Source organism: Inquilinus ginsengisoli (assembly GCF_050434925.1).
In the GTDB taxonomy this organism is placed as follows: Bacteria; Pseudomonadota; Alphaproteobacteria; order DSM-16000; family Inquilinaceae; genus Inquilinus; species Inquilinus ginsengisoli_B.
Map to the genome: position 1 here is coordinate 2271253 of NZ_JBNDJK010000001.1, position 21290 is coordinate 2292542.

22 protein-coding genes are annotated in these 21290 nt (G+C 70.0%); 10 read left to right on the plus strand and 12 right to left on the minus strand.

Annotated features, from left to right (window positions below; genetic code table 11):
* Positions 1 to 48: 48 nt before the first annotated feature.
* From QFZ27_RS10895 to QFZ27_RS10905, 3 genes are read right to left on the minus strand one after another with little or no spacing between them, the layout of a single operon-like run.
* A complete protein-coding gene (locus QFZ27_RS10895) occupies positions 49 to 873 on the minus strand; it encodes a metallophosphoesterase family protein (protein WP_429226350.1) in 825 nt (274 codons plus the stop codon).
* Positions 870 to 1811 carry a diacylglycerol/lipid kinase family protein gene (locus QFZ27_RS10900; protein WP_429226351.1) on the minus strand — a complete coding sequence of 314 codons (942 nt, stop codon included), beginning with the start codon at positions 1809 to 1811 and terminating at the stop codon, positions 870 to 872. Before QFZ27_RS10900 ends, QFZ27_RS10895 begins: the two co-directional genes overlap by 4 nt.
* A 15-nt stretch (positions 1812 to 1826) precedes the next feature.
* Positions 1827 to 2246, minus strand: coding sequence for a hypothetical protein (locus QFZ27_RS10905; RefSeq protein ID WP_429226352.1), 420 nt, complete (start codon positions 2244 to 2246; stop codon positions 1827 to 1829).
* Between the two features lie 240 nt (positions 2247 to 2486).
* Here QFZ27_RS10905 and QFZ27_RS10910 point away from each other — a divergent pair, with 240 nt between their 5' ends.
* The 3 genes from QFZ27_RS10910 (at position 2487) to QFZ27_RS10920 (ending at position 5582) form a co-directional block, all read left to right on the plus strand.
* Positions 2487 to 2939 (plus strand): (2Fe-2S)-binding protein, encoded by a 453-nt coding sequence (locus QFZ27_RS10910; RefSeq protein WP_429226353.1) that lies wholly within the window; start codon positions 2487 to 2489, stop codon positions 2937 to 2939.
* Between the two features lie 14 nt (positions 2940 to 2953).
* Positions 2954 to 5125: a xanthine dehydrogenase family protein molybdopterin-binding subunit gene (locus QFZ27_RS10915; protein WP_429226354.1), complete on the plus strand. Its 2172-nt coding sequence runs from the start codon at positions 2954 to 2956 to the stop codon at positions 5123 to 5125.
* A gap of 82 nt (positions 5126 to 5207) precedes the next feature.
* The gene (locus tag QFZ27_RS10920; protein WP_429226355.1) at positions 5208 to 5582 is read left to right on the plus strand and encodes a c-type cytochrome; all 375 of its coding nucleotides are present in this window, start codon (positions 5208 to 5210) and stop codon (positions 5580 to 5582) included.
* A gap of 262 nt (positions 5583 to 5844) precedes the next feature.
* Here QFZ27_RS10920 and QFZ27_RS10925 read toward each other — a convergent pair whose 3' ends face one another.
* From QFZ27_RS10925 to QFZ27_RS10940, 4 genes are read right to left on the minus strand one after another with little or no spacing between them, the layout of a single operon-like run.
* Complete coding sequence (locus tag QFZ27_RS10925; protein WP_429226356.1) at positions 5845 to 6204, minus strand: VOC family protein; 360 nt, start codon at positions 6202 to 6204, stop codon at positions 5845 to 5847.
* A gap of 27 nt (positions 6205 to 6231) precedes the next feature.
* Complete coding sequence (locus QFZ27_RS10930; protein WP_429226357.1) at positions 6232 to 7083, minus strand: helix-turn-helix domain-containing protein; 852 nt, start codon at positions 7081 to 7083, stop codon at positions 6232 to 6234.
* Positions 7084 to 7124: 41 nt separating this feature from the next.
* On the minus strand, positions 7125 to 7667 hold the full coding sequence (locus QFZ27_RS10935) for a methylated-DNA--[protein]-cysteine S-methyltransferase (protein ID WP_429226358.1): 543 nt from the start codon (positions 7665 to 7667) through the stop codon (positions 7125 to 7127).
* A gap of 56 nt (positions 7668 to 7723) precedes the next feature.
* Positions 7724 to 9241, minus strand: a complete 1518-nt coding sequence (locus QFZ27_RS10940; protein WP_429226359.1) for an MDR family MFS transporter — start codon at positions 9239 to 9241, stop codon at positions 7724 to 7726.
* Between the two features lie 188 nt (positions 9242 to 9429).
* Here QFZ27_RS10940 and QFZ27_RS10945 point away from each other — a divergent pair, with 188 nt between their 5' ends.
* Entirely contained in the window at positions 9430 to 9777 is a 348-nt protein-coding gene (locus QFZ27_RS10945; RefSeq protein ID WP_429226361.1) for a GFA family protein, read from the plus strand.
* Positions 9778 to 9804: 27 nt separating this feature from the next.
* Here the strand turns inward: QFZ27_RS10945 and QFZ27_RS10950 are convergent, their stop codons facing one another.
* Positions 9805 to 10725 carry a DUF4436 family protein gene (locus QFZ27_RS10950; RefSeq protein WP_429226362.1) on the minus strand — a complete coding sequence of 307 codons (921 nt, stop codon included), beginning with the start codon at positions 10723 to 10725 and terminating at the stop codon, positions 9805 to 9807.
* Between the two features lie 81 nt (positions 10726 to 10806).
* Positions 10807 to 11712, minus strand: a complete 906-nt coding sequence (locus tag QFZ27_RS10955; protein ID WP_429226363.1) for a LysR family transcriptional regulator — start codon at positions 11710 to 11712, stop codon at positions 10807 to 10809.
* A 109-nt stretch (positions 11713 to 11821) separates the two neighbouring features.
* Here QFZ27_RS10955 and QFZ27_RS10960 point away from each other — a divergent pair, with 109 nt between their 5' ends.
* From QFZ27_RS10960 to QFZ27_RS10970, 3 genes are all read left to right on the plus strand, one after another.
* Positions 11822 to 12868, plus strand: a complete 1047-nt coding sequence (locus QFZ27_RS10960; protein ID WP_429226365.1) for an SDR family oxidoreductase — start codon at positions 11822 to 11824, stop codon at positions 12866 to 12868.
* A 341-nt stretch (positions 12869 to 13209) separates the two neighbouring features.
* Positions 13210 to 15402, plus strand: a complete 2193-nt coding sequence (locus QFZ27_RS10965) for a hypothetical protein (protein ID WP_429226366.1) — start codon at positions 13210 to 13212, stop codon at positions 15400 to 15402.
* 111 nt (positions 15403 to 15513) lie between these two features.
* Positions 15514 to 15906, plus strand: coding sequence for a hypothetical protein (locus QFZ27_RS10970; protein WP_429226367.1), 393 nt, complete (start codon positions 15514 to 15516; stop codon positions 15904 to 15906).
* Positions 15907 to 15926: 20 nt separating this feature from the next.
* Here the strand turns inward: QFZ27_RS10970 and QFZ27_RS10975 are convergent, their stop codons facing one another.
* Entirely contained in the window at positions 15927 to 16595 is a 669-nt protein-coding gene (locus tag QFZ27_RS10975; RefSeq protein ID WP_429226368.1) for a TetR/AcrR family transcriptional regulator C-terminal domain-containing protein, read from the minus strand.
* 238 nt (positions 16596 to 16833) lie between these two features.
* Between QFZ27_RS10975 and QFZ27_RS10980 the strand changes: the two genes are divergently transcribed.
* The gene (locus QFZ27_RS10980; protein ID WP_429226369.1) at positions 16834 to 18252 is read left to right on the plus strand and encodes a DHA2 family efflux MFS transporter permease subunit; all 1419 of its coding nucleotides are present in this window, start codon (positions 16834 to 16836) and stop codon (positions 18250 to 18252) included.
* Here the strand turns inward: QFZ27_RS10980 and QFZ27_RS10985 are convergent.
* Together QFZ27_RS10985 and corA are read right to left on the minus strand one after the other, a co-directional pair.
* Positions 18249 to 18995: a tRNA-uridine aminocarboxypropyltransferase gene (locus tag QFZ27_RS10985; RefSeq protein ID WP_429226371.1), complete on the minus strand. Its 747-nt coding sequence runs from the start codon at positions 18993 to 18995 to the stop codon at positions 18249 to 18251. The two genes, QFZ27_RS10980 and QFZ27_RS10985, sit on opposite strands and share 4 nt — an antisense overlap.
* 59 nt (positions 18996 to 19054) lie before the next feature.
* A complete protein-coding gene (gene corA / locus QFZ27_RS10990; RefSeq protein ID WP_429232441.1) occupies positions 19055 to 20014 on the minus strand; it encodes a magnesium/cobalt transporter CorA in 960 nt (319 codons plus the stop codon).
* Between the two features lie 203 nt (positions 20015 to 20217).
* Between corA and QFZ27_RS10995 the strand changes: the two genes are divergently transcribed.
* Positions 20218 to 20733 carry a hypothetical protein gene (locus QFZ27_RS10995; RefSeq protein ID WP_429226372.1) on the plus strand — a complete coding sequence of 172 codons (516 nt, stop codon included), beginning with the start codon at positions 20218 to 20220 and terminating at the stop codon, positions 20731 to 20733.
* Between the two features lie 32 nt (positions 20734 to 20765).
* Positions 20766 to 21239: a hypothetical protein gene (locus QFZ27_RS11000; RefSeq protein ID WP_429226373.1), complete on the plus strand. Its 474-nt coding sequence runs from the start codon at positions 20766 to 20768 to the stop codon at positions 21237 to 21239.
* Positions 21240 to 21290: the final 51 nt, after the last annotated feature.

Below are 21290 nucleotides of genomic sequence, written 5' to 3' on the forward strand. Positions count from 1 at the left end.
TGGTGATATCCAGCGTCTCCCCTGGCCACCGTCCGACTTCAATCCCGCTCACTCCGTCGCCACCGCCGCCCAGCGGCCCTTCACCTTCTCGAAGCTGTGCACCGGCATCGGCACGAAGCCGGCGCCGTCCCAGCGCCGCGGCTCCAGCGTCAGCCGGTCGCCGTCGACCAGGATGCGGTTATAGGCGTTCGGCTCGTTGCGCCGCCGGCTCGAGGTCGCGGTCGCTGCCTGCGCCACCAGGATCGGCCGCCGCACCCGGCCGTGATGGGTGGTGACCTCGCCGTAGAAGCCCCGGTGCAGATGCCCGGTCAGGATCAGGTCGACCCCGGCGGTGGCGAAGAAGCGCAGCGCCGTCTCGGCCCGCCCGATCAGCTTGGTCTCCGGCGCGTCGGGCGGCGGCAGGAACGGGTGATGCGCCACCACGATCTTCAGCATGCCGCGCGGCAGGGCGCGCAGCGTCTCGCGCACCCGCTCGATCTGCTCCAGGCTGATCGAGCCATGCGACCAGTTCCAATGCGCCACCAGCCGCCGGGCGGTGTTGACGCCGATCAGCACGATGCCGTCCTGGACCAGCAGCGGTGCCGTGTCCGGGGTGATGAAGCGGCGGTAGCGCGAGAACGGCTTGGTGAAGCGCGACAGCAGGTTGTGCCGCGGGATGTCGTGGTTGCCCGGCACCACGATGTAGGGCGCCGGCAGCCGGTCCAGGAAATCCCGCGCGGCGGCGAATTCGGCGCTGTGCGCATCCTGGGTCAGGTCGCCGGACACGGCGATGACCGAGGGCTTGAGCGCCTTCAGCTCGGCCAGCAGGGCCTCGACCAGCGCCGGCTCGGTGCGGCCGAAATGCAGGTCGGAGATGTGGGCGACGCTCTTCATAACTCCGGCATGTCGGGCGTATCGGAAATGGCGCGCGGCACCAGCACGGTCAGCGCACGCGGCAGGATGCGATAGCGCAACGGTGTCGCCAAGAGGTGGTTCTCCCCGTCATTGGCGACCCATAGCCGCGGGCGGCGCGAGATCACGTTGACCCGGCGCGCCGCCAGTGCCGCCGCGGCCGGGTCGTGCTGCCAGGTGCCGGCGACGATGCGGGCGATCAGCCGCCACAGGTCGAGCCGACGGTCGATCCGCGCGGCGTAAATGCCCAGCGTGCCGCCGTCCAGCGCGGTTCGGGTGTGGATCGCGGCGAAACCCTCGGCCAGCGGGTTGTTGGTGACCGCGAGCGTGCGGGTGATCAGCCGCACCGGCCGGCCGTCGGCCTGCAGCACGGCGTGCAGCCGCGGCCCGCGGTCGAAGCCGCGGAGGAAGAAGCGGACCAGGCGCAGCCATTTCAGCGGCCCGGGGTCGCGCCGCATCCGCTCGCGTTGCTGCACCATGCGGGGGGCGATGCCGGGCAGCGAGCTGTTCAGGAAGATCCGGTCGTTGACCAGGGCGACGTCGATCCGCCGGGTGGCGCCGGCCAGCAGCACCGGCAGCGCCGCCTCCGGCGACAGCGGGATGCCAAGGTCGCGGGCGAGCAGGTTGGCGGTGCCGAGCGGCAGGATGCCGAGGGGACGGCCGGCGCCGGCCCGGCTTTCCGGCAGCAGCCGCTCGGCCGCGGCGATGATGGTGCCGTCGCCGCCGCCGACCAGGATCGCCTCGGCGTCCGACGCGATGGCGGCGTCCAGCGCCCGGCACAGCTCGTCGCCCTCGGCCACGGTCACACGGCCCTCGGTCCCGGTCTCGGCCAGGATCTGCTCCAGCCGCGCCGCGATGGCCTCTGGGGTCCGGCCCAGCAAAGCGCCGGCGGACCCGTTCAGCACCAGCGCCACGCGCATCCGGTCGTCCTCAAGTCACCGGGCGGTGCCGGTGGTGCCGCCCTCGCAGGTGCAGGCGGTGCTCGGGATGGAGCCGCCCGGGATCGGGCAGCTGCCGACCATCGTCACGCAGCGATAGGCCGTGCCGGCCGAGGGCAGCGGCAGCAGCGGGTTGCTCGGCGCCTTGCGGCTCAGGCTCTCCGCCTGGCGCGGCGCCGGCACCGGCTGTGCCCGGAACGGCGCCAGCTGCGGTGCTCGGGTCTGCCCGGGCGGCGTGATCTCCAGGGGGGCCGGTCGCTGGCCGCGGGTGATCGCCGGCGACCCGACGCCGCCGGTGCAGGGGCTGCCGATCTGGCCGGGGTCGACGATGCATTGCGCCATCGTGGGCGCCGTGGCGGCGGGGGCAGCCGCGACGACGAGGCCGGCGGCGAGCGCCAGGCGGATCAGCGGGCTCATGCTGATGAGATGTGCGGGGCGCCGGCTACTTCAATGGTCGCAGGCCGCGATGTTTCGCTGCGTTTCCGTCCCGTTTCGTTCTAAGCTGCGCGAGAATCAGGAGTCGGGCGCGGTGCCGGGCCATGCATGGCCGGCCGATCGCGCAGCCGAGCTTCGAAAAACTCGCAGATCGTATCGAAGAGCGCCAGCCGACCGGCGTGGTCGGCGGCGGCGTCAGCCCCAGCCACCCGAGAGGCAGCCATGGCTTTCACGTTGAAGATCAACGGCACCCCCCACGATGTCGATGTCGACGGCGACACCCCGCTGTTGTGGGTGCTGCGTGACGTGCTCGGCATGACCGGCACCAAATTCGGCTGCGGCGTGGCCCTGTGCGGCGCCTGCACCGTGCATGTCGACGGCCAGGCCGTCCGCTCCTGCCAGACCCCGGTCGACAGCGTCGGCGACAGCGCCGTCACTACCATCGAGGCGGTCGGCGAGACGCCGCAGGGCAAGGCCCTGCAGGCGGCCTGGCTGGAGCTTGAGGTGGTGCAGTGCGGCTACTGCCAGTCCGGCCAGATCATGTCGGCCGCCGCCCTGCTGGCCGAGACGCCGAAGCCGACCGATGACGACATCGACGCCGCCATGTCCGGCAATGTCTGCCGCTGCGGCACCTATCAGCGGATCCGCGCCGCGATTCACAAAGCCGCGGCCTGAGGGAGGGACAGATCATGCCTGATGGTTCGCTGAACTCCCGGCTCGACCGCCGCGGCTTCCTCAAGGTCGGCGCCGCTGTCGGCGGCGGCCTGGCCCTCACCGTGGCCCTGCCCTCCGCGCTGCGGCCCGCCCTGGCAGCGGCCGAGGCGGCAGGCTTCGCGCCCAACGCCTTCATCCGCATCGATCCCCAGGGGCTGGTCACGCTGGTGATGCCGTCGGCCGAGATGGGGCAGGGGATCTACACCGCTGAGGCCATGCTGCTGGCGGAGGAACTGGAGGTCGGGCTCGACCAGGTCCGGATCGAGCATTCGCCACCCAGCGACGCGCTGTATGGCAATCCGCTGATTGGCGCCCAGCTCACCGGCGGCTCGACCTCGGTCCGCGGCTTCTGGACACCGCTGCGCGAGGCCGGCGCGGTGGCGCGCACGCTGCTGATCGCCGCCGCGGCCAAGCAATGGGGCGTCGACCCGTCGACTCTCAAGGCGCAGCTCGGCAAGGTCACCGACGGCAAGCGGTCGCTCGGCTATGGCGAACTGGCCGACGCCGCCGCGGCGCTGCCGGCGCCGGACCCGAAGACCGTGGCGCTGAAGGACCCGAAGGACTTCACCATCATCGGCAAGCCGGCCAAGCGGCTGGACTCGCCCGGCAAGGTGAACGGCACGGCCGAGTTCGGCATCGACACGAAGCTGCCGGGCATGAAGATTGCCGCGATTGCGATCTCGCCGGTCACCGGTGGCAAGCCGAAATCGGTGGACGAAGCCGCGGCGATGGCGGTCAAGGGCGTCCGCCAGGTGGTCAAGACCGACGAATCCGTGGCCGTGGTCGCCGACCATATGGGCGCCGCCAAGAAGGGGCTCGAGGCCGCGGCGATCCAGTGGGATGACGGCCCGAACGCCACTGTGAACAGCGCCGACCTGATCCGCCAGCTGGAGGAGGAGTCGAAGAAGCCGGGGGCGGTGGCCCGCAACGAGGGCGACACCGAGAAGGCCCTGGCCGGCGCGGCGCAGCGGCTGGAGGCGATCTACCAGGTGCCGTTCCTGGCGCATGCGGCGATGGAGCCGATGAACTGCACGGTCCATGTGCAGAAGGACAGCTGCGAGATCTGGGTCGGCACCCAAGTGCCGACCCTGGCCCAGGCGGTGGCCGCGGAGGTCGCCGGCCTGCCGAAGGAGAAGGTGCAGGTCCACAACCACCTGATCGGCGGCGGCTTCGGCCGGCGGCTCGAGGTCGACGGCATCGCCCGCGCTGTGGCGGTGGCGAAGCAGGTCGACGGCCCGGTGAAAGTGGTCTACAGCCGCGAGGAGGACATCCAGCACGACATGTACCGACCGTATTACTACGACCGGTTCTCCGCGGGGCTGGACGCGCAGGGCAGGCCGGTGGCCTGGACGCACCGCATCGCCGGCTCCTCGATCATGGCGCGCTACTTCCCGGCAGGCTTCAAGGACGGGGTCGACGCCGACGCGGTCGAGGCCGCGGCCGAGCCACCCTATGCTTTCCCGGCGATCCGCGTCGAATATGTCCGGGTCGAGCCGCAGGGCGTGCCGACGTCGTGGTGGCGCGGGGTCGGGCCGACCCACAACGTCTTCGTGGTCGAAAGCTTCATCGACGAGCTGGCGGCGGCGGCCAAGCAGGACCCGGTCGCCTACCGCAAGTCCCTGCTGGGCCACAATCCGCGGGCCCTGGCGGCGCTGACCCTGGCGGCGGAGAAGGCGGGCTGGGGCTCGCCGATGCCAAAGGGCCATGGCCGCGGCGTCATGGTGCAGTTCGCCTTCGGCAGCTATGTCGCGATGGTGGCGGAGGTCGAGGTGGCCGGCGACGGCTCGATCAAGGTTCATCGCCTGGTCTGCGCCGTCGATTGCGGCCTGGCGATCAACCCGGACACGATCGAGGCCCAGGTCCAGGGTGGGTCGCTCTTCGGCCTGACCGCGGCGCTGCACGGCAACATCACCTTCGCGAACGGACGGGTGGAGCAGGGCAATTTCGACACCTACCTGCCGATGCGGATCGACGAGGTGCCCTTGGTCGAGACCCATCTGATCAAGAGCGCCGAGGCCCCCGGCGGCATCGGCGAGACCGCGACCGCTGCCGTCTCCCCGGCAGTGGCGAACGCGATCTTCGCCGCCACCGGCAAGCGCCTGCGCAGCCTGCCGTTCGACACGGATCTGCTGAAGTCGTCGTCGTGACACGCTGATGTCCGGCGGGGGCCATGGCTCCCGCCGGCACAATTCCGGACGAAGTCCGGGCTCCGAAGGAAGAGGAAGAAAGATGAAGCTGATGCAGTGGGCCCTCGCGGCCCTGCTGACCGCTGGCGTTGTGTCGCCGGCCCTGGCCGATGGCGATGCGGCGCGGGGCCAGACGCTGTTCTCGCGCTGCAGCGCCTGTCACACGGTGACCGAGCAGAACAAGATGGGCCCGCATCTGTCCGGCGTGTTCGGCCGCACCGCCGGCACGGTGGCCGGCTACACCTATTCCAAGGCCATGGTCGCCTACGCCAAGCCCTGGGACGAGACCACGCTCGACACCTTCCTGACGGCGCCTAACAAGGCCGTGCCGGGCACCAAGATGGCGGCCGGCGCCATCGCCAACCCGCAGGACCGCGCCGACATCATCGCCTATCTGAAGACGCTGGGAGCGTCGTAGGAGGGCTGCCAACCAGATTGTACGATTCCGCCCTTCTACTCTCCCCCTCCCCTCGCGGGAGGGGGTAGGGGGAGGGGCTGTCGATGACGGAATCGGGCATCGGGGGCCGGGAGTCTCGTCCGTTCGCTGCGATCCTCGACCTCGGCTCTGCGGCATCATACCCCTCCCCCTAGCCCCCTCCCGCAAGGGGAGGGGGAGGATAAAAAGGGGCGAGGCGGCTCCTTAGGAATGCCGCTTTTGGCGGCCCCGGCCCATCCGCCCATCACCCCAGCCACACCGCCTCGATATTGTTGCCGTCCGGGTCGATCAGGAAGGCGGCGTAGTAGGTCGGGCTGTAATCGGCCCGCGGCCCCGGCGCGCCGTTGTCGCGGCCGCCGACGGCCAGCCCGAGCGCATGGAAGCGGTCGACCGCCGCACGGTCCGGTGCGCGGAAGGCGACATGGGTCCCCGCGCCTGCTGCCCTGGAGCGGTACAGCCACAGCGCCGGCGCCCCGGCCGGGCCGAGGCCGGCATCGGCGTCGCCGCGGGAGCACACCCCATGGCCGAGCGGGGCCAGAACCGCCTCGTAGAAGCGCACACTGACGTCGAGATCGCGGACCTTCAGGCCGACATGGTCATACATCGCAGAACCTCCGTCGTGAGCCGGAGGTCATGCTGCGGCGATCGGGGCCAGCCTTTCTTGGAAGATCTTGCGGTCGCCCCTCGCCGCCTTCCGAAACCGCTGCGGCGAGACGCCGGCGGCACGGTGGAAGCTGCGCACGAAGTTCGACAGGTCGCCGAAGCCGACATCATAAGCGATGTCGGTCACCGGCCGCGTGTCCTCCGCCAGCAGGCGGGCGGCGCGGCGCAGCCGGGCGCGGACCAGGTACTGGTGCGGGGTGACGCCCAGGCTGCGGGCGAAGATCCGCAGGAAATGGAACGGGCTCAGGCCGACGGTCCGCGCCGCCCCGTCCAGGTCGACCGGCTGGTCGGCGTTGGCGTCGATCCACAGCGCCGCCTCCACCGCCCGGCGGCGGTCGCGCGCCGCCGGCTCGGCCGGCCGCACCTCGCGCCCGGTCACCAGCGCCACGAAGCGGGCGGTGAAGGCGATGCCGACCTCGTCCAGCCCCAGGTCACTGCGCCCCTCGGCAGTGGCCTGGGCCAGCTCGCCCAGCACCATCAGCCCGGGCAGCGGCGGCATCGCCCCGGCACGCCAGGCGGCACGGTCGTCGCCGATCGCCTCGACCAGTGCCGGGGCCAGCTCGAAGGACAGGCACTCGTCGCCGCCGTGGTGATGGTCGTGGCTGCAGGTGAACTCGTCGCCCGGATGGCCGACCAGAACCGACCCGGCCACCAGCTCGTCGGCCCGGCCCAGCTGGCGGCAGCCGAAGCTGCCGCGCCGGACATAGGAGAGGGAATGGCCGGTGTGCAGCTCGGCGAACGGGCGGTCGCCCGGCCCGGCGCTGCACCGGTAGTCATAGACCGCCATCAACGGGCGCTGCAGGATCTGGTCGGCGGGCATGCGCCGAGTCTGCGCGCGCCCGCCGCGCCGGGCAAGGCTCGTCAGTCGAACAGCGAGGCCTGGGCGGCGGCCGCGGCGCCTTCGATCCGCAGCATGCGCAGCTTGGTGTCGACCCCGCCGGGGGCGGAGAAGCCGCCGGGCTTGCCACCGGCCGCCAGCACCCGGTGGCAGGGCACCACGATCGGGAACGGGTTGTGCCCCATCGCCTGGCCGACATCGCGGGCCAGCAGCGGGTCGCCCAGACGCCTGGCGATCTCGCCATAGGTCATGGTCGACCCCGGCGGGATGGCGCGGGCCACGGCATAGACCCGGCGCTCGAACTCCGGCACGCGGCCGAGGTCGACCGGAACGTCGGACAGGTCGATGCGCTCGCCGCGCAGCAGGGCGCCGATGCGCTCGATCACCCGGGCGATCTCGGGTGGGGGCACGCCTTCCTCGGCACCGGGGCAGCGGCGGAGGAGGCGCATCCGCGTCTTCTCCGGGCTGGACCCCGGCAGTTGCACGCCGGTGATGCCGCGCGGTCCCCAGGCGATGCCGCAGGGGCCGATGGCGGTCTCGAACAGGGTGTAGAGATGCTCGCTCATGGGCCGGATCATACTCCCCGAGCAGGGGGCAGTCGGCCCGGTTCTTGCGATCAAACTCAGTGGCCGGCGGCAGCCGGGCCGGGCTCCGCCGCCGCCTCGATCTCCACCTCCTGCGGCCTCGCACCGGCCGGCCGCGGCGCGATCGGGATCAGCCAGATGGTGACGAAGGTCAGCACCGCCATCGCCACCACGCCCAGAAAGGTCCAGTGCAACGCCTGGTCGAAGACGCCGCGGACCGAGGGGTTGGCGGCCAGCTCGGCCAGGCCCGCCGGCTGGTTCAGCACGTCATGCACGCTCGCCGCCAGCGCGCCGCTGCCGAAATGAGCGATGCCGATGTTCAGGATGGCGCCGAGCGCGGTGGCGCCGATGGTGCTGCCCAGGTTGCGGGCGAAGATGATCGATGCCGTGGCGCTGCCGCGCATCGACCATTCGACGCTGTCCTGCACCACGGCGATGGTGGTCAGGCTGATCAGCCCCATGCCGAAGCCCATGATGAAGGCGCCGGCGCCGGCCACCACGGGGTGGGTCTGCGGCGTCAGAACCAGCAGGAAGCTGGCGCCGACCGGGAACAGCAGGCTGCCGACCCGCAGGGTGCGGCGCACGCCGAAGGCGCGGTACAGCCGCTGCGACAGCATCACCGCCAGCGGCCAGCCGAACACCAGCATGCTCAGGGTGAAGCCGGCGGTGATCGGCGACCGGCCCAGCACGCCCTGGACATAGACCGGCAGGATGGTGGTCAGGCCGATCAGCGCCATGCCGGCCAGCAGGGTGGCGATGTTGCTGGTCGCGACCAGCCGGCGGCCCCACAGCTCGAGCGAGATGATCGGCTCCGGCGCCCGCCGCTCCTGCCACAGGAACAGCCAGCCCGCGATCAGGAACAGGAGCGCCAGCCCGCCCAGGAGCCAGCCATTGCCGTCGGTCTCGGTCAGGATCACCAGCAGCGACACGATGGCGATGGAGAACAGCGCGGCGCCGGTATAGTCGATCTTCACCTTGCGCGGTTCGATCCGCTCCTTCAGGAACAGCACGAAGCCCAGGATGGTCAGCACGCCGAAGGGCAGGTTGATCCAGAAGATCCAGGCCCAGGACAGGGTGTCGACGATGACGCCGCCCGCCAGCGGGCCGATGACGGCGGAGGTGGCCCAGACGCTGGCCATCATGCCCTGCGCCCGGCCGCGCTCCTCCAGCTTGTACAGGTCGCCGATCACGGTCATGGTCACCGGCGTGATCGCGCCGGCGCCCAGCCCCTGCAGCAGCCGGAACAGGATCAGCGACCCCATCGACCAGGCGAAGCCGCACAGCACCGACCCGACCAGGAACAGCGCCGTGCCGCCGACCAGGACCGGCTTGCGGCCGAACACATCCGACATCTTGCCGTAGATGACGGTGGTGGTGGATTGCGCCAGCAGGAAGGCCGAGAACACCCAGCTGTAATAGGTGAAGCCGCCCAGCTCGCCGACGATGCGGGGCATCGCGGTGGCGACGATCGTCGCCTCGATCGCGACCATGAAGGTCGCCAGCATGATCGAGGCGATGATGAACGGTCGCTTCGACCGGTCGACAGCGGTGGACATCGGCGTTCCTCGGGACATTCCTCCAAGCCCTGGGCGGGCCTGGTGCGGCGGACAGGGCAAGGGATCTGTTCTACATTTGTCACCATGCCTGGCCGGGCAAGCTTGGCCGGGTGCCGGCTGCCATGCCGTTTTACCGCTTCGGGGCTTCGACTCGGAGCTGGCGTCGGCCCGATCAATGGGGAGGGATCATGCTGTACAAGGGAAGCTGCCATTGCGGCCGCGTCGCCTTCGAGGTCGAGGGCGAGCTGGACGGCGCCGTGGCCTGCAACTGCTCGATCTGTGCCCGCAAGGGCGCGCTGCTCTGGGCGGTGCCGCATCTCGGCCTGCATGTGCAGGCGGCGCCGGTGGATCTCGGCACCTACCTGTTCAACCGGCACGCCATCCAGCATCGCTTCTGCCGGAACTGCGGCATCCATGTCTTCGCCGAGGATGTCGCGCCGGGGATCGAGCGGTCGGCCTATATCAATATCCGCTGCCTCGAGGGTATCGACCTCGCGGCGGTGCCGGTGCATCAGTTCGACGGCCGGTCGATGTAGCGACCCTGCGTCGCCGAGATCGACGGTTCAGGGCCGGGCGCCGCGGCGTGCCCAGGCCGCGACGAACAGGCAAAGCGCGATGACGGCGCCGAGCTCGGCCCAGAAGAAGACGAGGACGTCGAGCCGGACACCCAGCGGCGGCGCGCCCGGCAACGCCATGCGCAGCGCCGGCAGCGCAAAGATCACGGCGCCGAGCGCGCCGACGAGCGTGACCTCGATCCTCCGCACGCCGATGAACACCAGGCTGCCGATGACCAGGGCGCAGAGCGCCATGACAATGATGGCGCCATAGATCGCGATGCCGAAGAACGCGACCGCCCCCGTGCGGCGGACCGCGAATTGGAGCTGCAGTTCGTCGACGGTTTGTGCCGCCGCCTGCTGCGCCTTTACGGTGTAGCCGAGGAGACCCTCCCAGACCGTGACACGGATCGGCAGCGGCGCCTCGGTGCCGTCCGGACTTCGTTCGCTTGCCGCCAGCGTCATGGCCGATACATACCGGTCGAGGGGATAATCGCGAACGGTTCCATCATCGAGATCGAATTCGAAGGTGACTTCGGGGAGAGGCTGACCAGCCCCGATATGCACATGCTCGGTCTGCTTGCCACGCGTGATCCGGATCAGGAAATCGCGATCAGCAGTCGTCGACGCCGCATCCACCAGGGACGAATCAGGTGTCATGCTGATCCGCATCTGGAGAGAATCGTTGACCGGATCGACCTGAACCGGCTGCAGGTAGAGCCTGACCCTGGCGCCGTCGGCCGAGGCGCCGAATTCGGTTTCAACCGGCGCGGTCGACACATCGATCCAGGCCAGCGTGAGAGCGTAGACGATCACACACCCGGCCAGCAGCGCGGCCAGCACCATGGCCCGGCGCGGCAGCGAGGCGGGCCGTCCCGGTGAGGCTTGTTCTCCGGCTGCATCGGCTGCCGATTTGTCAGAGACGTCCATGGCCTCGCGCCGCGCTTTTCGGGATCATTTCAAAGCCGAGGCAGGGGCGGCAAGGCCAGATCGACCGGCTACACCCTAAGCTTAGTCCCGGTCCAGCCCCGGAATGGCCGGCAGAGCGGCGACCAGGTGATCGACGAAAGCGCGGACCCGGCGCGGCACGAAGCGGCCGGAGGGGTAGACCGCATGCACCTCCAGTGGAGCGTAGGCGTAGTCCGGCATCACCCGCACCAGCGCGCCGTGGTCGAGCAGCGGCTGCACCAGCGGCAACTGGGCGCCGCCGATGCCGATGCCGGCGCGGATCGCCTCGATCAGCACGAAGGCGTTGTTGGCCAGGAAGCGCGAGCGTATTCGCACCTCCAGCGGCCCCTCCGGGCCGAACAGCGGCACCGCGTCGCCGGCCGCGGCCCAGCTGAAGCGGACATGCGGGTGGCGCGCCAGTTCCTCCGGCCTCTCCGGGCTGCCATGGGCGGCGACGTAGTCCGGTGAAGCGACCAGGATTCTCCGCAGCGTCGCCAGCCGGCGCGCCACCAGGCCGGGCGAAGCCAGGGCGCCGAGGCGGATGGCGACGTCGACGCCCTCACCGATCAGGTCGGCATAACGGTCATCAGCGATCAGCTCGACCGACAGCTCCGGGTGGCGCCGCTGGAAGCCGATCAGGATCGGCGCCAGATGCGCTTGGCCCAGCCCGGCCGGCACATGCACGCGCAGGCCGCCGGTCAGGGTGTCGGACGTCTCGGCCAGCCCGTCCTCGGCTTCGGCGACGGCCTCCAGGATGCGCCGGGCCTGGGCGTGGTAACGCTCGCCGGCCTCGGTCAGGGCCAGGCGGCGGGTGCTGCGGTTCAGCAGGCGCACGCCCAACCGCCGCTCCAGCGCCGCCACCTGCTGGCTGACCGCCGGCTGGGTCAGGCCGAGATCCCGCGCCGCCGCCGACAGGCTGCCGAGCTGCGCCACCCGGACGAAGGTGGCCATGGTGGTGAAGCGATCCATGGGATGATTATCTCAAAGCACTGCTTATGGATGATAGTGGATTTGGCAGTCTACTCAACCCATCCGGAATGAATGATCTCTAGGCCAGGACAGTGGCTTGGAGAGAGCGATGGACCGGAAGACGGCGCTGGTGGTCGGGGCCCAGGGGGTGATCGGCCGCAACCTGGTGGAGCATCTGGCGGCGCTGGAGGATTGGCAGGTGATCGGCCTGTCGCGCCGCGGCGGCGAGGCCACGGGCCGCGTTCGGCATATCGCGGTCGACCTGCTCGACCCCGCCGATGCCCGCGACAAGCTGGGTAGCCTAGGCGAGGTCACCCACATCTTCTACGCCGCCTTCCAGGACCGGCCGAGCTGGGCCGAGCTGGTGCCGCCGAACCTGGCCATGCTGGTCAATGCGGTCGAGGCGGCCGAGGCGCCGGGGCTGCAGCACGTCAGCCTGATGCAGGGCTACAAGGTCTATGGCGGCCATCTCGGCCCGTTCAAGACCCCGGCGCGGGAGGACGACCCTGGCCCGATACCGCCGGAATTCATGATCGACCAGCTGGCCTGGCTGCGGGAGCGCGCCGCTATGCGCGGCTGGGGCTGGTCGGCGATCCGGCCGGCGGTGGTCGGCGGCACCGCGCTGGGCAACCCGATGAACCTGGCCGTCGCCATCGCCGTCTATGCCTCGATGGCGAAGGAGCTGGGCGTGCCGTTCCGGTTCCCGGGCAAGCCGGGCGCCTATGACAAGCTGCTGCAGATGACCGATTCCGGCCTGCTGGCCCGGGCCACGGTCTGGGCCGCGACCGACCCGCGCGCCGCCGGCCAGGCCTTCAACATCGCCAATGGCGACCTGTTCCGCTGGACCGACCTGTGGCCGCGCCTGGCCCGGTTCTTCGATCTCGAGGTGGCGCCGCCGCTGCCGATGCCGCTCGACACCATGATGGCGGACAAGGAGCCGCTGTGGCGGTCGATGATCGCGAAGCACGGGCTGGCGCCGACCCCGTATCGCGACGTGTCGTCCTGGCGCTTCGCCGATTTCATCTTCGGCCTCGACTACGACATGTTCGGCGACACCACCAAGTCGCGCCTCTTCGGTTTCCATGACACGGTCGACACCGAGGCCATGGTCTTCGCCATCTTCCGCGATCTGCGCCGGCGTCGGATCATCCCGTGACCGGCAGGCACAACAATGCCGCAATCGAGGAGTAGAAAAGAAAGGCTCCCGTCATTTGTGGAGTTCAGAAGTCAGGTATACATAACTCGATATGATTTTTCTTTTTAGTCGGCAGGGGCGTCTTGGCTCTCCGACTGCGCCGATCGACTGATCGTCACAAGAAGGCGTGCGGCGGTGAAAGCATCAGTGCCGCGACAACTCCTGGGCAATGCGAGGTGAATTGCGGGCCGGCTATCCCTGCCGCTGCGGCGGGGCGCACCGGTCCTGCGGCGCAGCCGGACGCATCCCGCACCTGCCTCCCCCAATCGCGGAGGCTGGCCCTCCGCACCCAGGAGGCCTTGATGGCAAAGAGACCCGAACCCTCGAAGGAGCAGGGCGTCACCGTCCGCGTGGCCCTGCCGGACGACGATCGCGCCCGCAAGGCGTCGCTCGCCGTCTACGCCTTCTCCCAGGGCGGCAAGCTGATGGATGTGAAGCCGCTGGACGCCAAGGGCGAGGTCGCCCTGCGCGTGCCGATCGGCGCCGAGGGCACCAATCTCCGGCTGCTGGTCGGCCCGTGGCTGGAGGACCAGGACCGCTCGGTCGCCGAGCTGATGCGCCGCGGCGCGGTCGAGCGCCATCTGCGGGTCGACCGCGGCGCCGAGCGGCTGGCGATCGACATTTCGGTCGGCCTCGACACCATCCTGTGCTGGCTGCGCGGCCTGTGCGTGGTCCGCGGCACAGTGCTGAAGCGCACCACGCTGGGCGGGCAGAGCATCGACCTGCCGGTCTGCAACGCCACGGTCGAGGTCTATGAGGTCGACCGCTTCCCGATCATCCTGCCGAAGCTGCCGAAGCTGGTGTTCGACCGGCTGCGCGACATCATCCTGCACCCGGTGCCGCTGCCCGACCCGATCCCGGACCCGCTGCCGGGCCCGTTCCCCGGGCCGTTCCCGCCCGGGCCCGGCCCGGACCCGGCACCGTTCCAGGCCGTGCCGCGCCGGCTGAACCCGGAGATCGCGCCGCAGATGGCCCACAGCCATGCCGAGGCGGCCACCGCCCTGGCCGGGCTGGACCAGGCCAGTGCCCTGCGCTTCGCCGCGCGGACGGCCAGCGACCTCGACTTCCAGCGCGTTCTCCTGGATCACGAGCTGCTGCTGCGGCCGATCTTCTGCATCCTGTTCCCCGGCTTTTTCACCAAGCAGCTGGTGGCCACGGCGCACACCGATGATTGCGGCCACTTCCGCACCCTGTTCTTCCAGGGTTGTCACAACCACGACACGCCGGACCTGTACTTCAAGGTCAGGCAGCGCTTCCTGTGGTGGGACATCGTCATCTACGGGCCGACGCCGGTGCCCTGCTACACGCGGTGGAACTACGCCTGCGGCAGCGAGGTCACGCTGATCACGCACCATCCGCTGGCGCGCACCTGCCCGCCCTGCGAACCGGTGGTGGCCGGCGACAACTGGGTGCTGTTCACCGCGATCGGCCAGACCTCGATGAACGCGATCTTCGGCAATTCGCAGGCGCTGCAGGGCGGCACCACGCCGGCCAATCGCGGCCTGACCGGCGGCGGCGCGCCGTTCGGCGGCACGCTCAGGCCGCAGCTGCTGTTCGACAACAGCCTGCGCGAGACCCTGGGGGTGAAGTACTACCGCCTGTTCTGGCGCCGCGCCGGCACCGTGCCCTGGATCCAGATGGTCGGGGATGTCGGCCGCCACTACACCTATGACGGCGGCGGCGGGCAGCCCGTGAGCTCACTGTACAAGCTGGGGCCGTTGTCACCGCCGGACGCGCCGGTCGCGAACCTGTTCGAGATCCCGCCCTCCCTGCCGCCGCAGGGCGTCTGGGGTCCGGTGATCGCGCCCGTCGACTACCAGAACGGCGTGTTCGACACCACGCTGCCGGCGCCGGGCATCAGCTACAATGCGACTGGCGCGGAGGTCGGCGTCGATCAGTCCGGCAAGTTCGAGATCCGGCTCGAGCTGTTCGACACCGCCGGCAACCCGGTCGACATCACGGCGCTCGGCATCCGCTACTTCGTGCCGGATGTCGACAACCTGGCCGGCACGATCACCACCGTCGACGCGGCGCCGCTGGGCCTGGTCGACGGCAACGCCATGGTCGTCACCGTGCATGTCGACAACAACCCGACCTATGCCGAGATCGACGCCCCGACCATCGGCGCGGCCTCGGCCGACCCGTGCTGCGGCGTGCTCGGCTTCACCCCGGGCGACGTGGTCACGCTGCCGTGGCGGGCGAAGCACAAGAACGGCTTCGCCAGCTACAGCCTCGTCATCAAGCGGGTCGACGAGGTGGTGTTCTCGACCTCCGGACCGGTTGGGCTGGTCGGCAGCCACAGCACGGTGCAGGGCGCGCAGGGGCTGATGGACTCCAACCTGCCGCCCGGCTGCCTGCCCGGCGGCTGCAACGTCGCCGCCTTCGCCTCGGCCGAATACGTGGCGGCGATGGCGACCGATGGCTGGAGCCGGCTGCAATACCTCGACAGCGCCGACTTCGAGGCCTTCACCCTGAGCCGGGGCGGTGTGGCCTAGGATCGGGGGACAGGGGCTCTCCGCTTCAGCGGGGAGCCCTTTCGGCGCATCTGCCTGTGGCTGAACACTTTTGGCTCCAGGTGCCCGCAAGCCGGGTTCGAGGTATTCGGCATGTTTGACGACAGCCGGCCCGTTGCGGATGGTCGCGGCCGCCGGCAAGATCGCATGATGAAGAATATCCAGATCATCGATGGCGCGGACAACGCGACATTCAGCATTTTCCAGGCCACGGATGCCGAATTCGCCGTGATTTTTCCGGACGGCCAGGACATCGAATTGGCCGAGGACCTCGTCGAGCGCATCGGTGAGGAGCGTGCGCACGCCGTCATGACACCTATCTGGGATCGCCCGATTCTCAAGCGCGACGCGATGGGCGTTCACGGAACGCTCTTCTACGATTGGGACCGGAGGCGCATCCATCTGCCGACCTCCAAACGGGAGGTGGACTGGGACGAAGGGTCAATCAATGAAGCACAGCGGCGGCTCTTCCGGTCGGCCCGCTAAGTCGGGCTGAACGACTTTGCCTAGACTTGCCCTGGCCCGGTAAGATTGAGACCGTCGCTCCGCCTGGCCTGTCCCCTCATCTTCGCCGCGATGCCGTCGAGCAGCAGGCCGAGGCCGTAGTCGAACGCCGCATCCGGGTCGGCGTCGCGCACCGCCGCCATGCCTTCGGCCAGCAGCGGATAGCCGGCCATCTCCGCGGCGGTCATGCGTTCACCCTCGCGCTCCGCCGCGTCGGTGGCATCGGCCTGCTCCTCCAGCACCCAGCCCACCACGTAGCGGCCGATGGCGATCTCGGCGCGCAGCGCATCGGCCGGGCTGAGGCCCGCCGCGCACAGCAGGGCCGTCTCGGATTCGACCGCGGCGAACTCTTCCGGCTCCGGCCGGGTTCCGGCGTGCAGCCGGGCGCCGTCGCGCCGTGCCAGCAGCCCCCGGCGGAACCGGCGCGCATCCTCGGCGATCCAGTCCCGCCAATCGGCGCCGGGCTCGACCGGCTGATCCATCCCGGCCTCCACCATCATCGCCTTGGCCATGGCGTCCAGGAGGGCGCGCTTGTTCTTGAAGTGCCAGTACAGGGCCGGGGACTGCACGCCCAGCTTCTCGGCCAGGCGGCGGGTGCTCAACCCGTCGATGCCGACCTCATCCAGCAGATCCAGCGCCGTCCGGATCACCACGTCCCGCTGCAGTTTCATTGTCCGGGCCCCGGACAGCTCTCTCTCCCCGCGTCATTGCGAGGAGGCGAAGCCGACGAAGCAATCCAGGGGCCGCTACGTGGAGCCCCTGGATTGCTTCGCTGCGCTCGCAATGACGGTTCGGGGAGGGACATGCGGTGATGGTCCTGATCAATCGGTCCTGCGGTCGCGCCGCTTGACAGCCTAGCTTCGATCAGTTCCTTATCGATGATAAATTTATCATCGATAAGGACTCGCCATGACCTCCCTTGCCCCGGCTGCATCGCTGGAGCGGATCCCGGCCGCGCTGTGGCGCCAGGCCGGGGTCCTGGTCGTCGGCGGCTTCCTGTCGCGGCTTACCACCTCGATCGTGAACATCGGCCTGACGCCGATGGGCGAGGGCTTCGGCGTGTCGCTCGACACCATGCAATGGGTGGCGACCGGCTATCTGCTGGCCCTGGCCGCCGCGATCCCGATCAGCGCCTGCGCGGCGCGGCGGGTCGGGCCGGCCCGGCTGTGGTTCGCCAGCCTGGCCCTGTTCATCCTGGCCTCGGTCGCCTGCGCCGTGTCGGCCACGGCCGGGCAACTGATCGCGGCGCGGGTGCTGCTGGGACTGTGCGGAGGCCTGCTGGTGCCGGTCGGGCAGATGCTGCTCGGCATGGCCGCCGGGCCTGGGCGGATGGGCCGGATGATGGGCACGATGGGCATCGTCGTGGTGCTGGCTCCAGCGATCGGCTCCACCGTCGGCAGCGCGCTCCTGGCCTGGCAGGGCTGGCCCTGGCTGTTCTGGATCAACGTCCCGCTCGGCCTCGCGGCGCTGTTGGCCGGCTGGCTCTGGCTGCCGCGCGTGGAGGCAGGCGCCGCGGGCGAAGCCGGCCGGCTCGACATTCCCGGCCTGGTGCTGATGACCGTCGGCCTGCCACTGATGACCTGGGGCGTCGTCGCCATCGCCCAGGCCGGCGGCTTCGGCGCCGCGGTGGCGGACGGCGCGTTGCTGCTGGGCCTCGCCCTGATCGCCGGCTTCGTGCTGCGGGCGCGGCGGATGGAGGCGCCGCTGATCCGCATCGGCCTGCTGCGCGAGCGCATCTTCGGCTCGGCCGGGCTGATCCTGCTGTGCGGCGGCTTCACCGTCTACGGGGCGCAGATCGCGCTGCCGCTGTACTACCTGCTGGTGCGGCACGAGACGGTGCTCATGACCGGCCTCCTGATCCTGCCGCAGGATCTCGGCATCGCCCTGGCCATGCCGCTCAGCGGGCGGCTGGCCGACCGCTTCGGCGGCGGCCGGCTGGTGGTGGCCGGCGTCGTCCTGACCGTGCTCGGCACCGTGCCGCTGGCCTTCCTGGGGGCCCACACCAGCTATCTCTGGCTCTCCGCCGTGCTGGCGCTGCGCGGCTTCGGCATGGTGCTGTCGGGCATGCCGGCGATGACCGCGGCCCTGGCCTCGCTGCCGAAGGAGCGGGTGCCGGACGGGGTGCCGCTGCTGAACATCCTCGACCGCACCAGCGCCTCGATCGGCGCGGCGCTGGCGGTGGCGCTGTTCGGCCTGTTCCTGCCGCCGGGGCCGGCCTATCCGATGGGGGCGCTGGCGGCCTTCGACGTCACGCACGGCATCCTGGCGCTGGTCGCGGCGCTGCCGCTTCTACCTGCCCTGGCCCTGTTGCGGGCGGAACGGCGCTAACGAGCCCGGCCGCGGCGCTGCTGCGGCCGGCGGCGGTCGGGCCGCGGACCATCCGCCCGGGGCGGCCGGGCCGGCTGGGTGGCGCGGTAGCGGTCGAGCATCCGGGCGAAGCTGGCCAGGAGTTCGGTCTCGATCTCCGGCCGCCCCTCCAGCCGGCTCAGCAGGAAGGCCGAGGATTCCAGCGTCGACAGCGCCTCGTGCCGCGGCTCGCGCCGCAGCTTGCCGTACAGCGACGGGCGCTGCGGCTTCAGCGCGATGCGCCGTCCCTTCAGCATCCAGGCGTTGCGCCACCACAGCGTCTTGGCCTGGCTCCAGGTGCCGTCCAGCACCACCACGCCCTCGATCTCGTCCAGCGCCGAGTCCTGCTCGGGCAGCGGCGTCCCCTTCCTGTCCAGCACCACCAGCTCGCGCCCCGGCGGGAAATCCTCCGGCCGCATCGAGCCGAGATACAGCACCGCCCAGCGCTTCGGATCGGCCGGCCGGCCCAGCGCCGCGGCCAGGCTGGGCCAGGACAGGCCGATCTTGAACACGGCGTCGGTCAGGTGCAGCGCGGTCAGCCGGGCGGTGCCCAGCTCCTTCGCCTGCTCCTGCGGGTGCTGCAGGATCAGCAGGCCGATCCGGTTCTCGATCGGCACCACCGTGTCGCAGACGCACAGCGCCACCGGCTTCAGGCAGCGCGGGCAGTCATCCTCCGCCGCCACGGGCTCGGGGGCGAGGTCGTCGGTGTCGAGGGGATCGGTCATGCCGTGTTGAACCGCAGTCCCGGCGCGCTGGCAAGCGGGGATCGATCGCGCCGGACCGGCTACAGCCAGCCCCAGCGCTTGAACCGCCAATACAGGAAGCCGCAGAGGCAGACGATCCCGCCCAGCACGATGTAATAACCATAAGGCAGGCGCAGCTCCGGCATGTTGTCGAAATTCATGCCGTAGATGCCGGCGATCGCGGTCGGCACCGCCAGGATCGCGGCCCAGGCGGCGAATTTCCGCTGCACCTGGTTCTGCCGTGAGGATTCCAGCAAGAGGCCGGCCTCGAAGGTGTGGGTGACGATCTCGCGCAGCGCGTCGATATGATCGCTGACCCGCTTCACATGGTCGGCGACGTCGCGGAAATAGGGGTGCATCGCCTCGTCGATGCATTCCGACCCGGTATGCTCCAGCTGCTTGCACACCTCGGCGGTCGGGGTGACGGTGCGGCGGATCACCATCAGCTCGCGGCGCAGCGCGTGGATGCGCTCGATGTCGGACGCGGTCAGCGGCACCCTCAGCACCCGCTGCTCCAGCGCCGTCACCTCAGCCTCGATCGCCTCCACCACCGGGGTGTAGTTGTCGACCACGAAGTCCAGAATCGAATAGAGGATGAAATCCTCGCCGTGCTTCAGCAGCGCGGGGTTGGCCTCTGCCCGCTCCCGTACCTTGATATAGGAGGAGGGGCCATGCCGCACCGCGATGACGTAGCCGGGGCCGACGAAGAGATGGGTCTCGCCGAACTCGGTATGGTCCTTCACCCGGTGGGCGGTGCGCAGCACCACGAACAGGGCGTCGCCATAGGTCTCCAGCTTCGGCCGCTGATGCGCCTTCAGCGCGTCCTCGACCGCCAGCGGGTGCAGCCCGAACTGCTGCGCCACGCCGCGCAGCTCCGCCTCCTCCGGCTCATGGATGCCGATCCAGACGACATGGCCGGGCTTGTCCGACCAGCTCTTGCCCTCCGACAGGGCGATCTCGGCGACCCGTCGCCCTTCGGCATAGGCGACGGCGGCAATCACACGACCCAAGGCGTTCCTCCGATGTCCGGCGCCGGCCGCACGATAGCACGGCGCCGCGGCGCCGCCAGTGGGCCGCGGCGGGCCGAGCTTCCGCATGCTGGAGTAGTTGAGATTCCACTTTCGTCGACATCTGTAACAAGTTGATGTTACGGTGATTCGCAATTCGGCCCGATCTGCCGAAGACCGTGGCGCAAGACGGTGCGATGCCTGTCGGAACGTGCAAAGCCTCCATTGCAATTCTCCTTCTGGTTTCAGCGCTGGGGCTCGGCGGCTGCAGCTCTCTGCTGCATGAGGGCACGGCGGATCTTGCCGGCGTCGGTGGTGCGGCGGCGGCGACGGCGGTCACCAAGAACGCCCTGGTGGCGACCAGCATCGGCCTCGGCGTCCGCTCCGTTGCCAGCGCCGGGCTGCAATATGGTGAGCGCAAGGTCCATCAGGCCGAGCAGGACCGGATCGCCGCAATCGCCGGTCCGCTGACGGTCGGCCAGGTGGCGCGCTGGGACATTGCGCACGACGTGCCGATCGAGGCGGACGCGCAAGGTGAGGTCACCGTCAGCCGCTTGATCGGCGCGCCGCCTTTGGCCTGCAAGGAGATCGTGTTCTCGGTCGAGGACGGGAAGGACCGCGCCTTCTACGTCGCCGTCATCTGCCAGAACGGCGAGACCTGGAAATGGGCCTCGGCCGAGCCGGCCACGGAGCGGTGGGGATCTTTGCAGTGACGGGGCGGCGGCGCCGTCTCCTCTGGGGCCTGATGCCCGCGCTGCTGCCGCTGGCCGGCTGCAGCATGGTGGCGGATGTCAGCGGCATCGCCACCGGCGGCACGGTCGGCGCCATCACCGCCAACCCGGTGGTCGGCTACAGCGTCGGCATGGGCACCCGGGCCGCGGTCGCCGCGGGGGTGAAATATGTGATGCGCGACCTGCACAAGGACGAGCAGGACGTGATCGCCGGCGTCGCCGGCGGGATGCGGGAGGGCGAGACCAGGCTGTGGCGGGTCGAGCACGACCTGCCCTTCGGCTATGCCGACGAGAATGGCGCGGTCCAGGTCACCCGCCTGATCGAGACGCCTCTGGCCAGCTGCAAGGAGATCCTGGTCACGATCGAGGAGGGCGAGGGCGCCAAGGCGACGCGGGGGATCTATGTCGGGTCGATCTGCCGTCAGGGGAAAACCTGGCTCTGGGCATCGGCCGAGCCCGCGGTCGAGCGCTGGGGGTCTCTGCAATAGAGCTCTGGCCAGGCAAAGCCCGTCATGGCGAACCCGGACGGGCGTGGCCAT

What these genes read in the sequence shown, in the direction of transcription:
- QFZ27_RS10895 (WP_429226350.1), bottom strand. Translation starts at nt 873, where the DNA reads ATGAAGAGCGTCGCCCACATCTCCGACCTGCATTTCGGCCGCACCGAG.
- QFZ27_RS10900 (WP_429226351.1), bottom strand. Translation starts at nt 1,811, where the DNA reads ATGCGCGTGGCGCTGGTGCTGAACGGGTCCGCCGGCGCTTTGCTGGGC.
- QFZ27_RS10905 (WP_429226352.1), bottom strand. Translation starts at nt 2,246, where the DNA reads ATGAGCCCGCTGATCCGCCTGGCGCTCGCCGCCGGCCTCGTCGTCGCG.
- QFZ27_RS10910 (WP_429226353.1), top strand. Translation starts at nt 2,487, where the DNA reads ATGGCTTTCACGTTGAAGATCAACGGCACCCCCCACGATGTCGATGTC.
- QFZ27_RS10915 (WP_429226354.1), top strand. Translation starts at nt 2,954, where the DNA reads ATGCCTGATGGTTCGCTGAACTCCCGGCTCGACCGCCGCGGCTTCCTC.
- QFZ27_RS10920 (WP_429226355.1), top strand. Translation starts at nt 5,208, where the DNA reads ATGAAGCTGATGCAGTGGGCCCTCGCGGCCCTGCTGACCGCTGGCGTT.
- QFZ27_RS10925 (WP_429226356.1), bottom strand. Translation starts at nt 6,204, where the DNA reads ATGTATGACCATGTCGGCCTGAAGGTCCGCGATCTCGACGTCAGTGTG.
- QFZ27_RS10930 (WP_429226357.1), bottom strand. Translation starts at nt 7,083, where the DNA reads ATGCCCGCCGACCAGATCCTGCAGCGCCCGTTGATGGCGGTCTATGAC.
- QFZ27_RS10935 (WP_429226358.1), bottom strand. Translation starts at nt 7,667, where the DNA reads ATGAGCGAGCATCTCTACACCCTGTTCGAGACCGCCATCGGCCCCTGC.
- QFZ27_RS10940 (WP_429226359.1), bottom strand. Translation starts at nt 9,241, where the DNA reads ATGTCCACCGCTGTCGACCGGTCGAAGCGACCGTTCATCATCGCCTCG.
- QFZ27_RS10945 (WP_429226361.1), top strand. Translation starts at nt 9,430, where the DNA reads ATGCTGTACAAGGGAAGCTGCCATTGCGGCCGCGTCGCCTTCGAGGTC.
- QFZ27_RS10950 (WP_429226362.1), bottom strand. Translation starts at nt 10,725, where the DNA reads ATGGACGTCTCTGACAAATCGGCAGCCGATGCAGCCGGAGAACAAGCC.
- QFZ27_RS10955 (WP_429226363.1), bottom strand. Translation starts at nt 11,712, where the DNA reads ATGGATCGCTTCACCACCATGGCCACCTTCGTCCGGGTGGCGCAGCTC.
- QFZ27_RS10960 (WP_429226365.1), top strand. Translation starts at nt 11,822, where the DNA reads ATGGACCGGAAGACGGCGCTGGTGGTCGGGGCCCAGGGGGTGATCGGC.
- QFZ27_RS10965 (WP_429226366.1), top strand. Translation starts at nt 13,210, where the DNA reads ATGGCAAAGAGACCCGAACCCTCGAAGGAGCAGGGCGTCACCGTCCGC.
- QFZ27_RS10970 (WP_429226367.1), top strand. Translation starts at nt 15,514, where the DNA reads ATGTTTGACGACAGCCGGCCCGTTGCGGATGGTCGCGGCCGCCGGCAA.
- QFZ27_RS10975 (WP_429226368.1), bottom strand. Translation starts at nt 16,595, where the DNA reads ATGAAACTGCAGCGGGACGTGGTGATCCGGACGGCGCTGGATCTGCTG.
- QFZ27_RS10980 (WP_429226369.1), top strand. Translation starts at nt 16,834, where the DNA reads ATGACCTCCCTTGCCCCGGCTGCATCGCTGGAGCGGATCCCGGCCGCG.
- QFZ27_RS10985 (WP_429226371.1), bottom strand. Translation starts at nt 18,995, where the DNA reads ATGACCGATCCCCTCGACACCGACGACCTCGCCCCCGAGCCCGTGGCG.
- QFZ27_RS10995 (WP_429226372.1), top strand. Translation starts at nt 20,218, where the DNA reads ATGCCTGTCGGAACGTGCAAAGCCTCCATTGCAATTCTCCTTCTGGTT.
- QFZ27_RS11000 (WP_429226373.1), top strand. Translation starts at nt 20,766, where the DNA reads ATGCCCGCGCTGCTGCCGCTGGCCGGCTGCAGCATGGTGGCGGATGTC.